The organism is Mucilaginibacter angelicae (assembly GCF_042434235.1).
Taxonomy (GTDB): Bacteria; Bacteroidota; Bacteroidia; order Sphingobacteriales; family Sphingobacteriaceae; genus Mucilaginibacter; species Mucilaginibacter angelicae.
The window spans coordinates 170816-186882 of record NZ_JBHLTS010000018.1; the positions used below are offsets into that span (position 1 = coordinate 170816).

General features: G+C 46.9%; 3 protein-coding genes. All 3 read left to right on the forward strand.

What is annotated here, in order from left to right; genetic code table 11:
* Nucleotides 1-170: 170 nt before the first annotated feature.
* From ACFFGT_RS07000 to ACFFGT_RS07010, 3 genes are read left to right on the forward strand one after another with little or no spacing between them, the layout of a single operon-like run.
* A complete protein-coding gene (locus tag ACFFGT_RS07000) occupies nt 171-13100 on the forward strand; it encodes an Ig-like domain-containing protein (protein WP_377021801.1) in 12930 nt (4309 codons plus the stop codon).
* Nucleotides 13097-14092, forward strand: coding sequence for a PorP/SprF family type IX secretion system membrane protein (locus ACFFGT_RS07005; protein WP_377021802.1), 996 nt, complete (start codon nt 13097-13099; stop codon nt 14090-14092). Before ACFFGT_RS07000 ends, ACFFGT_RS07005 begins: the two co-directional genes overlap by 4 nt.
* Nucleotides 14093-14102: 10 nt before the next feature.
* Nucleotides 14103-16064, forward strand: coding sequence for an OmpA family protein (locus ACFFGT_RS07010; protein WP_377021803.1), 1962 nt, complete (start codon nt 14103-14105; stop codon nt 16062-16064).
* Nucleotides 16065-16067 lie beyond the last annotated feature (3 nt).

A 16067-nucleotide genomic window follows, 5' to 3' on the forward strand; every position in this document is an offset into this window, starting at 1 on the left:
ATTTCATTAATGAATAAAATGAACAGATAATGAACGGAGAAAACAGAATGAACAGATGTGTATCAATACTGAATAATATGACCAGGATGGTTTTTAATGAATGAAAAGCCTTTTTTGTATTGCATAGGCTTGGTTTAGCTTTACGAGGTCATTTCAAATATCTATGCCTTATGAGAAACCTCGCCTTTAACAAGAACGCTTTTTTAGTGTTATTTATTTTATTGGCATTGTTTAATATTAAATATGCGCAAGCGCAACGGACATATGCCAATGCCGAACAACATGGTGCAACAGGTGTTGCCTGTGTAAACTGCACAGTGCTGAATGCCGCAAACGCAGCAGATGGTAATGTTCAAACATTTTCCTCTATAAATGTAAGTGTTGGCGTTGCGGCACAAACTTACCAGGAATTAATATTTCAAAGTGCAAAATCATCAGGTACCCCGGTCACTGTTAAATTAGGATCGGGCGATAAACTGTTGAGCCTTACAGCCCTTGGAGGGGTTTTCTTACAGGCATATAACGGAAATGCAGCTATCGGGAGCCCGGTAGCTGTCGCTACATTGCTAACTGCACTAAGCAATAATAACCAGGTTGAGGTAAGCATAACACCGGCCCAGGCTTATGACAGGGTAAGGGTAACAGTTAACGGTGGCTTAGCCGGTGTTTTGGCAAATACTTATTTATATGATGCCTTTACCAGCGGCACGGGCGCCGGCATTTGCGGTATGGCTGTTGATGAGTTACATGGCATATCATCGGCTTTGTTGGGTTTGGGCGCAGATGTGGGAGGCGTGGCAAATGCTCAGAACGCCATCGACGGTAATCTTAATACCGCATCTACTTTAAATGCCGGTGTAGGGTTACTCGGGGCTTATGCTCAGCAAACTGTTATATATGGCAGTCCTTCGGTAATAGGTGACTCTGTACGAATGACCTTATCCATACCGCAGGCATTGATTGATGTGGGATTGCTATCGAATATTTCGGTAGCGACTTATCTTGGCAATACTTATAATAATGATCAAACGGCAATAAATGCGTCGCTCTTAAACCTGCGACTGCTCGATTTGACCAATAACAGGCGAAAGGTTACCATAACCTTTGCGCCTACTCAAGTTTTTGACCGGGTGCAGCTTACCCTTGGCGGCGTAGCCAATGTTTTATCAACTCTTGATCTTTACGAGGCAGTTAGATTAATACCGAGGCCCGTAACAAAAATTAATAATACACCTGGCGTAACAGCTCAGATCAATTCGGGCTCAACGGCAACACTCACCGCTAATGCCGTTGCCAACACAACATTCCATTGGTACACGCAGGCAACAGGTGGGTCGCCGGTTGCTACGGGGCCGAGCTATACTACACTTGCGCTTACAGCATCTACCGATTATTATGTATCGGCTTCGCGCACAGGTTGTACCGATGAGTCAGAAAGAACAAAAGTTTCACTTACTATAGGGAGTACCACAACTACACCACCGGTAAATCCGTTGGGAGTGCGCACTTATGCTAATGCCCAGCAACCGGGAGCAGGTGGTTTATTGTGCCTTGGCTGTACAGTAACTAATCCGGGTAATGCTGTTGATGGTAATCTTCAAACTTATTCTACTTTAAATGTAACAGTAGGTGTTGCTGCACAAACTTATCAAACCCTTACATTCCCGGGTGGTACCAAAGCAGCCGGAACCCCTGTTACGGTTAAATTAGGTACCGGGGATAATTTACTTAGTTTGACAGCGCTTGGTGGGGTAACGCTACAGGCTTATAATGGTAACACGCCTGTAGGTTCTCCCGTTTCGGCGGCAACACTGGTATCGGTATTAAGCAATAATAACCAGGTTGAATTAAGCTTTGCACCAACACAAGCTTACGATGGTATCAGGGTTACGCTTAACGGTGGCCTGGTAGGGGCGCTAAGCAGTTTGTATCTATATGAAGGATTTGTTACTACCGCCGGTCCTGCTGTGTGTAACACTGCTATTGATGAATTGCATGGGATCTCTTCAGCACTGCTGAATTTAGGACTTAATGTAGGAGGCGTAGTCAATCCGCAAAATGCTATCGACGGAAATCTGAATACGGCATCTACCTTAAATGCCGGCGTTGGTTTATTGGGAGCATACGCGCAGCAAACAGTAATATTTTCAAATCCGTCGGTAATTGGCGACTCGGTACGGTTAACCCTTTCGGTGCCGGAGGCCTTGATTCAGGTTGGTTTACTGGCAGGTTCATCGGTAAACACATATTATGGTAATACCGATAATAATGATCTTACCTACTTAAGTTCGTCATTATTACAGGTTCGTTTGCTCGATCTTACTAATAACAGGCGCAAAGTAGTGATCACTTTTGTACCGGGTAAAGTTTTCGATAGGGTACAGCTGAGGTTAGGAGGCGTTGCCAACGTATTATCAACCCTCGATTTATATGAGATTCAGCGATTAATTGCCAAACCGGTAATCAAAATAAATAACGTAGCATCAACCGATGCACAGATCTGTACCGGGACTACAGCAACATTTACGGCTACCGCTGTACCTAATACTGTATTTCACTGGTATACACAAGCAACAGGCGGATCGCCGGTATTTACCGGGGCAGCCTTTACAACTCCTGTTTTAACAGCTTCGGCAACCTATTACGTTGCCGCTATGCGCAGCGGATGTACCGACGAGTCGGACCGAACTAAGGTAACTGTAACTGTAAGTGCCGTACCGGCCTCACCGGTAATAGCAAATAATACTGTTAGCGTTTGTTCAGGGCAAACCGCTACGTTTACCGCCACCAGTGTAGCCGGCGTTACCATAAACTGGTATAGCGCCGCTACCGGCGGTACATTACTGCACACAGGTGATAGCTTTACTACACCGGCCATAACCGCAGCTACAAGCTATTACGCCGAAGCAGTAGTTACAGGCGGAAGCTGTGCAAGCGCTGCCCGCACCAAGGTAACTGTCAATATTACCCCGCCGCCGGTAGCGCCAACACTTACAGCAGCAAATGTTACCATTTGTAGTGGCGGTGTAGCTACTTTATCGGTAAGCGGAGCAGTGGCAGGTACTATTTATAACTGGTACGCGGCCGCAACCGGAGGTACCCCGGTATTTACAGGGGCAACTTACACTACCGCCGCTTTAACCGCTAATGCAACTTACTTTGTTGAAGCTGTAAATGCCGGCGGCTGCAGCAGCGCCGCGCGTACTCAGGCAACCGTTACCGTTACACCTCTTCCTGCCGATCCAACAGTATCTGCAGCAAACTCGTCTATTGCTGCCGGGCAAAAAACAAGTATCAGCGTAACCAGTCCTCAGGCAGGCATTACTTATAACTGGTATACATCTGCAAATGCAGGTGCACCGGTATTTACAGGTACTACCTTCCAAACGCCTTTATTATATAATAACACAACTTACTATGTAAGTGCTGTAAACAACGCTACAGGCTGTGCATCGGCCAATCGCACTGCTGTTACTATTACCGTAACCATCAATACCAATGCACCTTGTACTTTTGCTAATCAGCAAACAATGACGGTAAATGGCCTTTGTTTAGGTTGTACCGTTACCAATCCGGCTTTGGCTACGGACGCGGACACAACTACGGCCTCAACCATCAATGTGCTGGCCGGTTTAGTTGGCGGGAACGTTCAGCAGGAGTTGCGTTTTCAACAGCAAGGTTTTGCCGGAGATACCATCAAACTTGTACTGCAAAATCCTAATGGTTTGTTAGGTGCTGCTGTTTTGGGTAATATTGGTGTAACGCTTGCCAATGGCACAACTACTACCGCAAGCTATCAGCTTAATAACGCGCTGATCAAAGTGTTCCTGCTTGCAGGCAGCTCCAATAAATATGCGGTTTATATCCCGGCAACCGGTGCTTATGACCGCATCACGATAAGTATCAACTCAGGCCTTGCAAGTGTTTTAACGCCGCTTAATATCTATTATGCTTCACAACAATTCCCGAAACCGGTGTTTAACCCAACTGCTCCTGAAATTTGTAAAGGTAGCAGTGCGGTAGTTAATATCACTTCGCCGGCTAACGGAACATTTACCTGGTACACTACGCCAACCGGTGGTACTTCGGTACATACCGGCACTTCATATACTACCCCTGTATTAAATGCCAATACTACTTATTACATTGAGTATACCCGTGGTACCTGTACCGGTACTGTAAGATTCCCTGTTACTATTTTGGTTGATGATGTTCCGGCAGCGCCAACAGTTACCGCCCAAAACGTAACCATCACCAGCGGACAAACAGCTACATTAAATGCTACAGCCAGCAATGGTGCTACCATACAATGGTATGATGCAGCAACCGGTGGTAACCTGGTGCATACAGGTAATCCATTTACAACACCTGTTTTAACTGCCAATAAAACTTATTACGCAGGAACAGCCTTAGGCAGCTGCGTATCGGCCACACGTACACCGGTTACTATTACCGTGCAGCCTATCGTGATACCTACTGTATCGGTAACACCGCCAACAGTTGCATTGAACGCAGGGCAAACAACTTCGTTCACTGCTTCATCAACTACGCCAGGCGTAACCTTTAACTGGTTTACTACGCCAACCGGTGGCACAAGCATCTTTACAGGTGCTATTTATACTACACCACCCCAATTTGCCAATACTACTTTTTATGCCGAAGCTACTGTAACAGCCACTGGCGTAAAATCAACTACAAGAGCGCCCGGCGCAGTAACTATCAATCAACAGGCATCAAGTCCTGTACCCTGCGACGCCGCTATCGATCAAACCAATACTACAAGTGGTTTACTATGTGTGGGCTGCGGTGTGCTGAATGCCACAGGTTCGGTTGATGCCGACAGGAATACTTTCTCGCAATTACTGGTTCCGGTTGGATTACTAAATGCTTATGCCAGCCAGACATTAAGGTTTACTAATCCTGGTCTTGCGGGCGATAGCGTTGTTGTTGAATTAGGTGTTCCCGGAACACTTGCCAGCGTAAGTGTACTTTCTCAAATTCAGATAGGTACCTACAACGGTGCAACATTTAATAACGACTATACAAATGTAAACGGATCGCTGATCAATATCCAGTTACTAAGCGGCACCAGCCGTTTCAGGGTAGCGTTTAAAGCAACCCATAATTTTGACAGGGTAGAGGTTAGGCTGAACGCAGCGCTTGCAGGTGTATTCAGCAGTTTAAATATTTATGATGCTTCACAATCGGTAGTTGCGCCTGTCATCGCTGTATCGCCTGTAACAACATGTTCAGGTGCCCCGGTTACACTCAGCGCTACTGTTCCGGCAAACGTAACCGTGAAATGGTATACTTCGGCTACCGGCGGATCTGTAGCAGGCACAGGTGCTAACTTTACTACACCGGCCCTTAGCGCGTCAACAACTTATTATGCCGAAGCAAGCCGTACATCCGATGGTTGTACCCAGGCTGTACGTACTCCAGTTAATATCAATGTGGTTACTATCCCAGCTGCGCCTGTTGTGGCTACGCCTAACGTAACCGTATGCGCAGGCCAAACAGCTTCGTTCAATATAACCCCGGTTGCCGGTGTAACCTATAACTGGTACTCGGCAGCTACCGGCGGCACATTAGTGCACACCGGTAACAGTTTCACAACTGCTGCTATCAACGCAACCACCAGCTATTATGCAGAAGCTGTATCTGGCGGAAGCTGTATCAGCACAACCCGTACCAAGGTAACAGCAACTTTAGCACCTCCGCCAACAGCACCGGCACTTAACGCCACCAGTGTCAGCATTTGCGACGGAAGTGTTGCCACTTTAGCTGTAACCAGTCCCGCTGCGGGAAATACCTATAACTGGTATACCACAGCAACCGGCGGTACACCTGTATTTACAGGCCCAACTTATACAACTGCTGCCTTACACAGCAATGCAAGCTATTATGTAGAAGCAGTGAACGCGGGCGGCTGTACCAGTGCCCAACGTACCCAGGCCGATGTTACCGTTGTTCCGCTTCCGGCCAATCCAACTTTATCGGCAAATAATACTTCGATTGCTGCCGGTCAGCAAACAACTATCGGGGTTACCAATACACAAACAGGTGTTACCTATAACTGGTACACATCAGCTAATGCTGCTACACCAGTGTTTACCGGTACAACCTTCCAAACACCGTTATTATACAGCAATACTACTTATTATGTAAATGCGGTTAACAGCACCGGCTGTACATCGGCCAGCCGTACGCCAATCACCATTAACGTAACTATCAATACCAATGCTCCTTGTACATTTGCTAACCAGGAAACTGTTACGGTAAATGGTATTTGTTTAGGCTGCGGTGTAACCAATGAATTGCTTGCAACCGATGCAGATACTACAACAGCATCAACCATTAATGTATTAGCCGGTTTATTGGGCGGATACGCTCAGCAGGAACTTCGGTTCCAACAGCCAGGTTTTGCGGGCGATAACATTAAACTGGTATTGCAAAACCCTAATGGCTTGTTAAGTGCAGCCGTTCTGGGTAATATCCAGGTGACATTAGCTAACGGTGCTACTCCAACTTCAACACTTGCGCTAAACAGTGCATTAATTAAAGTATACCTGCTTGCAGGAAGCTCTAACAAGTACGCGGTTTATATTCCGGCTACAGGTGCTTATGACCGTATCACCGTAAAAATAAACTCAGGGGTTGCAAGCTTGCTCACACCTTTGAACATTTACTACGCGGCACAGCAATTCCCTAAACCGGTGTTTAACCCAACTGCTCCTGAAATTTGTAAAGGCAGCAGCGCGGTGATCAATATTACGTCACCTGCCAACGGAACATTTACCTGGTACAATGCGCCGGTTGGTGGTACTGTTGTGCATACCGGTGCATCATATACAACCCCGGCTTTAAATGCCAACACCACTTATTATGTAGAGTACAGCCGTGGCTCATGCGCATCAACCGTAAGGTTCCCGGTAAATGTTATTGTTGACGATGCTCCGCCGGCACCAACAGTTACTGCTCAAAATGTAACCATCACTGCCGGACAAACAGCTACTTTAAATGCAACTGCCAGCAATGGTGCTACCATACAATGGTTTGACGCGCCAACAGGCGGCAACCTGGTATTTACCGGAAACCCTTATGTTACCCCGGTTTTAACAGCTACTAAAACTTATTACGCGGGCACAGCACTGGGCAATTGCGTATCGGCAACACGTACCCCGGTGATCATTAGTGTACAACCCGTTGTAATTCCTGATGTAAGTGTAACCCCGCCAACTACTACGGTTAGTCCGGGACAAACTACTTCGTTCACTGCATCATCAACCACGCCGGGAGCTGTATTTAACTGGTTCACCTCGCCAACCGGTGGCACAAGCATCTTTACAGGGACTACTTACACTACTCCGCCCGAATTTGCCAATACGATTTATTATGCCGAGTCGTCTATTCCGGCAACCGGTGTGAAATCGGCCACAAGGGCAACCGGTATAGTTACCGTAAATCAGCAGGGCTCAAATCCTGTACCTTGCGATGCAGCTATCGACCAAACCAATACCACCAGCGGTTTGCTGTGCGTAGGTTGCGGTGTGCTGAACGCTACCGGATCTGTTGATGCAGATCGCAACACTTTCTCGCAATTACTGGTTCCGGTTGGATTACTTAATGCATACGCAAGCCAGACTTTACGCTTTGCCAATACAGGTATAGCAGGCGACAGCGTAATTGTTGAGTTAGGCGTTCCCGGAACATTGGCCAGCGTAAGTGTGCTATCACAAATTCAGATAGGTACTTATAACGGTTCAACCTTTAATAATGATTACTTCAGCATAAATGGCTCACTGATCAATATTCAGTTATTGAGTGGTACCAGCCGTTTCAGGGTGGCATTTAAAGCAGCCCACACATTCGATAGGGTAGAGATAAGACTAAACGCCGCTCTTGCCGGTGTGTTCAGCAGCCTGAATATTTATGATGCTTCACAATCAGTTCCTGCGCCTGTTATTGCAGCTTCACCGGTTACTGCCTGCTCAGGTACTCAAGCTACATTGACAGCCACCGCTCCGGCAAACGTGACTGTAAGATGGTATACCTCGGCTACAGGTGGCTCACCAGTATTTACCGGTGCTACCTTTACTACACCGGCTTTAACTGCCTCAACAACTTACTACGCCGAAGCCAGCCGCACTGCTGACGGTTGTTCGCAGGCTGTTCGTACACCTGTACAGGTAAATGTTGTTGCTCCACCGGCTGCTCCGGTTGTGGCCGTACCAAATACAACAGTTTGTGCCGGTCAGCCAGCTGCCTTTGCTGTAACACCTGTTAATGGCGTTACCTATACCTGGTACGCTTCAGCAACAGGCGGTACACCTATAACTACAGGCAATAGCTTCACTACTCCGGCCCTAACTGCTACCACATCATACTATGTTGAGGCAGCAAATGCAGGCCAGTGCAGCAGCAGTGCCCGTACCAAAGTAACTGCTAACGTAACTGCTACTCCTGTTACTCCAACAGTATCACAGGCGAGTACACAAACCTGCTCTGGCTCTTCGGTTACTTTAACTGCATCATCAACTCAGCCTGGTGTTACCTTTAACTGGTACACTACCGCAACAGGCGGCACACCAGTACATACAGGTGCACAATACGTTACTCCGGCTTTAACCGCCAATATGTCATACTACGTTGAGGCTGCTACCGGTACCTGTATAAGTGCCAGCCGCGCCAAGGCCGATGTGATCGTTAATCCAACTCCGGTTGCACCTACTATCACCGTAGTTCCGGTAGGCGGACAGATCACATCCGGACAAACAGCTCAGCTATCGGCCAGCTCAACAACTGCAAATGTTACCTTCAACTGGTATAGCACTGCTACAGGTGGTACACCGGTTCACACAGGTGCAACGTTTACTACTCCGGCTCTAACTACCAATACAACCTATTATGTTGAAGCAGTATCAAATGCAACCGGTTGTATCAGCACTACACGTACACCAGTTACAGTAATTGTTAACCCGGTATTCTCTACTTCGTGCGATTTTGCATCCACCCAAACCAATACTACCAGTGGTGTGGCCTGCTTACTATGCGGTGTCACAAATCCTGATAATGCTGTAGATATCGATACAGTTAACTTCAGCCAGCTTAACCTTGGGGTAGGCGCTGTAGGTTATGTAGGTCAGAAACTGATTTTTGGCGATGCTGGTCTTGCCGGTGATACCGTGACCGTGAAAATAAAAGTACCGGTTAATCTGGCATCAGTAGGTGTATTAGGTCAGCTGCAGATCGGTTCGTTCAATGGCAATACTGATAATAACGACAGGATAGCGCTGAGCAGCACACTGATCAAGGTAACCATACTTGCAGGTGGCCAAACAGCTTTGGTGAAATTTGTTCCGAAAGCTGCTTACAATGCTGTTGAGGTGAGGTTAACCACAACAGTATCACTGTTTAACTCCTTAAATATCTATTACGCAACCAAGCAGGTACCAATACCTCAGCTTACTGCTAAAACAGATAATATATGTGCAGGCGGCACAGCTACATTTACGGTGGCTAATCCTGTTGCAGGTGTAACTTATAAATGGTACTCGGCAGCTGTAGGAGGTACTTTGCTGCACTCAGGCAATAATTACACTACTGCTGCTTTAAATATTACAACTAATTTCTATGTAGAAAGCAGCCGTACATCAAACAGCTGCCCTAACCCTAACAGGGTAGCGGCTACGGCAAACGTAACACCTGCTCCGGTAAATCCAATACTTGCACAAAACGCAGTATCGGTTTGCTCGGGTGATGCAGTTACACTTTCGGTAACCAATGCGGCAGGTACAACCGTGAACTGGTACGATGCGCCAACCGGCGGTACATTAGTGTTTACCGGTGCTAATTACCAGGCAACGCCAATTGCTACAGTTAGTTATTATGCCGAGATCACCAATGGCAGTTGCGTAAGCCCATCGCGTACAAAAGCTACCATTACGGTAAATCCTCGTCCGGCGGCACCTGGTGTGCAATCAGCCAATGTACAGGTTTGCCCTGGCAGCACCGCTACTTTGGCCGTACTTAACCCGGTTGCAGGTGTTAATTACCAATGGTTTGCGACTGCAACCGGCGGTACTATACTGAAGACTGGTAATACTTACACTACAGCGGCTCTTACACAAGATGCAACCTATTATGTGCAGGCAACCAATGCTACCACAAGCTGTTCAAATAACGGTGCACGTACAGCTGTTGATGTAACGGTAACCAATTCGCTTACAGCTCCGGTATTGAGCGCTGCTACCACTAATGTATGCAGCGGCGGTAGTGCTACACTTAGTGTCAATAATCCGGTTAACGGTTTAACCTACAAATGGTATACAGCTGCAACCGGCGGTGCACCAGTATTTACCGGGCCGATATTTACTATAAATAACTTAACTGCTGATGCATCATACTTTGTTGAATCATCAAACAGTTCAGGATGTACAAGCCCAACCCGAGCCCGTGCCGATATAACCGTGCAGCCTATACCAACTGCTCCGGTTGTACAGGCCAGTGCAGGTGGTCTTAATGTATGCGAAGGTGAATCAACAAGCCTGAGCATCGCCAACCCGGTAACAGGTGTGGTTTACCGCTGGTACACCGCTGCAACCGGAGGGACTTTGTTATACACAGGCACACAATTCAATACGCCTGTTTTAACTGCAGATGCTACTTATTATGTAGAGGCCGCTCAAGCAGGCAATTGTAATGCGTCTGCACGTACACAGGTAAAAGTAACGGTTAACCCATTGCCTGCCGATCCGATACTGGCCAGCAACAACGTGAAAATCTGTTCGGGTTCACCGGCTACGTTGAAGATCCAGTCGCCTGTAGCGGGTATCACTTATCAGTGGTTCAGCACAGCATCGCAAACTACCAAACTGTTTGAGGGCACAACCTATATAACAGGGCCACTTACCGCTAATGCAACTTATTACGTAGCTGCGGTAAATGCTTCAGGCTGTCAAAGTGCTAACCTTACCATAGCGCAGGTAAGCATCCAGGCTGCGCCATCAGCGCCGGTAATTGCCAATGGCAGTACGGTACAAACCTGTATCAATAGCATTGTAACGCTAAATATCTCCAATCCGCAGGCAGGCTTTACCTATAACTGGTATAGCGCGGCCACCGGAGGTACACCATTGTTTACCGGTACAAGCTTTAACACACCTGCACTGGCAGGTAATGTAACTTACTATGCCGAGGCGGTGAATAGTACAGGTTGTACCTCGACTGGTCGCACTTCTGTAAGTATTAATGTAAATCAAATACCAACCGCGCCTACGGTAACAGCACAGGGTGGTGGAAATACCACCGTATGTTCAGGCGGTACAATCGCGCTTACAGCTACCAGTACCACGCAAAATGTAAGCTTTAACTGGTACACGGCAGCTACGGGTGGTTCACCGATATTTACCGGCGCGACTTATACAACGCCTCCGCTTACTGCTGCCACAACTTATTATGTTGAAGCGGTAAGCGCCGGAAGTTGTGCTTCAACTACACGTACCGCGGTGCAGGTAACTATAGGCAATACTACAACGCCGACACCTCAGGTAGTAGCGGCCGATCTGTCTGTATGTCAAAACAGTGCGGCTACAATTCACATCAGTAACCCTGATGCGGGTACTACTTACAACTGGTATAATGTAGCAACCGGTGGCAGCTCGCTATATACTGGCACAGCATTTACAACACCGGTATTATCGGCCAATACCACTTATTACGTACAGGCTTCAAACAGCCAGAACTGTAATGCTTCGGCGAGGCTGGCGGTAAATGTGGTTATTGTTCCGCAGCCAAATACGCCGGTGCCAACATTGGCTAATGTACCAGTGTGCGCCGGAAATACGGCCACCTTATCGGTACAATCGCCGCAGGCCAATATCATTTACAAATGGTATAGCAATGCAGCCCGCACCAATCTGCTGTTTACCGGTTCAACCTATACAACTGATCCTATCCAGGCAAACACAACTTTCTATGTTGACGCCAGCAACGGATCATGTGCCAGCTCATCGGCCGCAACTGTTCAGGTGACTATTTCGGCACCACCGTCAACACCGCTGCTGGTTAACAGCGCTCAAACCGCCTGTGGTGGTTCGCAGGTATTGTTAAGTATCTCAAACCCACAACAAGGCTTTAGTTATAACTGGTACACAGCGGCAACAGGCGGTACGCCGGTTTACACAGGTACAAACTTTACCACGCCTTCGTTAACAGCCAGCAAAACTTATTATGCCGAAGCTGTGAATGCTACAGGCTGTAGTTCTCCTGCCAGGACATCTGCTACAGTAACTATACTCGGTGCCCCAACTGCGCCTACAGTAAGCGGGCCAAATGCAGGGATCTGTCCGGGCAGCACAGCTACACTTACTGTAAATAGTACTGCTAATATTACCATTAAGTGGTATGCTAATGCAACCGGCGGAACAGCACTGGCTACAGGCGATAGCTTTACTACCCCGGCACTAAACCAAACTACTACCTATTATGCCGAGGCTTCAAACAGCGGCGGTTGTAATTCCGGTACACGTACATCGGTAACTGTACAGGTATTACAGAAGCTTTCGACACCATCAGTTAGTGTTACTGAAACCACGCCGGTGAGCATAACCTTTGGCTGGGCGGCCGTAACCGGTGCAACTGGCTATGAGATAAGCCTGAACAATGGTTCAACCTTCAGTAGTGTAGGCACCGCGCTTACCTATAAGGTTGATAATCTGCAGCCATTGCAAAGCGCTACGATAGTGGTAAGGGCACTGGGCACATCGGGTTGCGAGCTGAGTGATAATTCGGCGGCAGTAACGGGTACAACAATCAATCCGCTTGGTAACAGCATATTTATCCCTAATGCCTTTAGCCCTAATGGCGATGGTAATAACGATACGTTCCTGGTATTTGGCACCGTGATCAAAGGCATGAACATGTCGATATATGATCAGTGGGGTGGGTTAATCTTCAAATCTACCAATCAGTCGGCCGGATGGGATGGAACTTATAAAGGTAAGGCGCAGCCGGTGGGTGTATATGTGTACTACGTTGAGGCCACGCTAAACGACGGAGAAGTGATCAAAAGAAAAGGAACTATCAATCTACTACGATGAGAAATAAAATCACAATTGTAACCCTGCTATTGCTTATTGTGGTAGCAGGGCGGTTATCAGCTCAGGTTGATCCGCATTTTTCACAGTACTACGCTTACCCCTTATGGCTCAACCCTGCATTAACCGGAGTTATTAATGGCGATTCGCGCGTGAACGCAAACTTTAAAAGCCAGTGGGCAACTATCAATAACGCCTATCAAACGGCAGCTATATCTGCCGATATGCGCGCAACTGATAAGCTAAGCCTTGGCGTAAATATCCTTGATCAGTCCTCTGGTGGGCATAGCTTCAATTACCTGAGCGCCTATGGTGCTTTGGGATATGCTATCTCTATTTCGGCTGATGGAAACCAGCGTTTAAGCTTTGGTGTACAGGCGGGGATCATCAATCGTAGTTTTGATATGAACAAGCTGCAGTTTGGCAGCCAGTATACCCCAATAGGTGGTTTTGACCCGAACATGCCGAGCTTTGAAAACTTCAATACCACCAATAGCACCGTATTTGATGCCAACGCCGGGATCTTTTATTACGATGGTGATCCCTTCAAAGATGTTAATGCCTTTGGTGGTATAAGTGTAGGTCACTTGTCCCGGCCTAAAGACGCCTTTTCTGCAACATCCGGCGGGAAGATTCCTCTACGCTATACTGTTCATGGCGGCTTCAAGATCAAGGCTTCTGACTTTTTTGACCTTACACCAAATGCTGTTTATATCAAACAGCAAGGCGCGGATATAAAAGGTTTGGGCGCTTACTCTGAATTTAAATTTCAGAATGATAATGGCCTCATCCTGGGTTTCCTTTACCGCTTTAAAGATGCTGCCGTTGCCGATGTAGGTTACCACGTAAAAAGCCTCATTATAGGCGCCAGTTACGATGTTAACACTTCATCCTTAAACCGTGCCACAGGTGGTAATGGTGGTTTTGAACTATCGCTGAGCTATGTATTCCGCAAACGCGTGCAGGAACCTGAACCTGTTTGTCCAAGGCTTTAATCGCTTAACTATGAGAGCTATAATTATAACTATTTTCTTATCGGCCATTACCCTGACGTGTTTTGGCCAGTACGGTAAGGATTTTCGTAACCTGGGCGATAGGGCATTTGCGGATAAGGACTATTACGAAGCTGCCTTTTATTACCGTAAGGTTGCCGAAGGTATGCACCTGCTTCAAAATAAGGAGGTGCCTTTTCAAACCATGAACAAGGCCCCTAAAAAGGATAAACCATCTGATGCTACTTATGTGAGCTACAGGCTGGCCGAATCATACCGTTTGTATGAAAATTATATTGAGGCCGAGGGCTGGTATAAAAAGACCATCGATGCGCCGGATGCGGCCACATATCCGCTCGCAAGGCTTTGGCATGGGGTATGCCTCCGGGCCATACAGCGTTTTGATGATGCCATCACCGAATTGCAGCTGTTTAACACAGGTTATGATAAAACTGACGAAAACAAAGCTATCGCCAATAAGGAAATAGCTAACTGCACCTTCGCTAAAGAACAATACAAATACCCGCAGCTGCTGGAGGTTGTAAAACTAAAAGGCGACTGGAACTCGGACGGATCTGATTACGCACTGCTTCAAACAGGTGATAACTATATGTTTACTTCATCGCGCTTTGCAAAGGATGATAAAAAACATATCAACCGCATTTACACGGCCAATGCTGCCGGTGGCCTTAAACCACAGGTAATTACTTTAAAGGATAACGATGCCAAAAAAGATGCCGAATACGGAACACCATCATTGACGCCTGATGGCAAGCGGATGTACCTAACCCGCTGGTATAAGGAAGGAAGCAAGGTTTACCATAGTATTTATTTTACCCAAAAGCAGGATAGCAGCTGGCAGCCGCTGCATAAACTCGGCAGCAATGTTAATGCCGATGGTTACAACGCCATACAACCGTTTGTTTCTGCCGATGGTAAGAAACTGTTCTTTGTTTCAAACAAACCCGGTGGTTTTGGCGGCGATGATATTTGGGTAAGTGATTTGGGTGATGACGGAGAAGCTACAAACGCCCTGAACCTGGGCAACACCATCAATACCGACCGCGATGAGCAGGCACCTTATTATAATGCCGATGAAAAGAGATTGATATACAGCTCGAAAGGTTTTATTGGTTTGGGCGGCTTTGACTTTTTTGAAAGTAAAGGTGATATCGGCAACTGGAGCACACCGGTAAACATGGGCTATCCGATGAACTCGGCCAAGGATGACCTGTATTTTATGCCTGATAACAAAGATACCAACAAATGGTACATCAGCTCGGACAGGGAATCAGATTGCTGCCTGAACCTGTTTGAAGTGCATAACAAAAGCTTTGTTTTGGCAGGCATAGTTACCGATTGCGAAACCCACAAACCGCTGCCGGGGGTTAAAGTGAGCTTTATCGATTCATTGACCAAGCAAACCCTTAAGGAAGTAACCACCGGTGCAGATGCTAAATATGCTTTTAAAGTAACATCAAAACGGCCATACAATTTAAAGCTCGAAAAAACTGGCTATTTCACTAAAGTGCTGCCTATCCCTGCAAGCGGCCAAATGAGCAACGATACGCTGTACAATGCAGAGATCTGCCTGCAGGCCTTTGAAAAAGATAAGCCTATTGTGATCAATAATATCTTATATGATTTCAACAAGGCAACCCTAAGGCCCGAATCAAAAACAGTACTTAACGGGCTGGTGACCATCATGAAGGATAACCCTAAGCTAATTATCAGGCTTGGTGCGCATACAGATTCGATAGGTAGCGTAAAATACAACATCAAGCTATCGCAGGCCAGGGCGCAGGCATGCGTGGATTATATTATAAGCCAGGGGATAACATCTGAGCGCATCTACGCCAAAGGATACGGAAAAAGTATGCCTGTAGCACCTAACTCATTGCCTAACGGCAAAGACAACCCCGCAGGCAGACAACTTAACCGACGCACAGAATTTACAGTGGTAAAAACAGAGTAATCA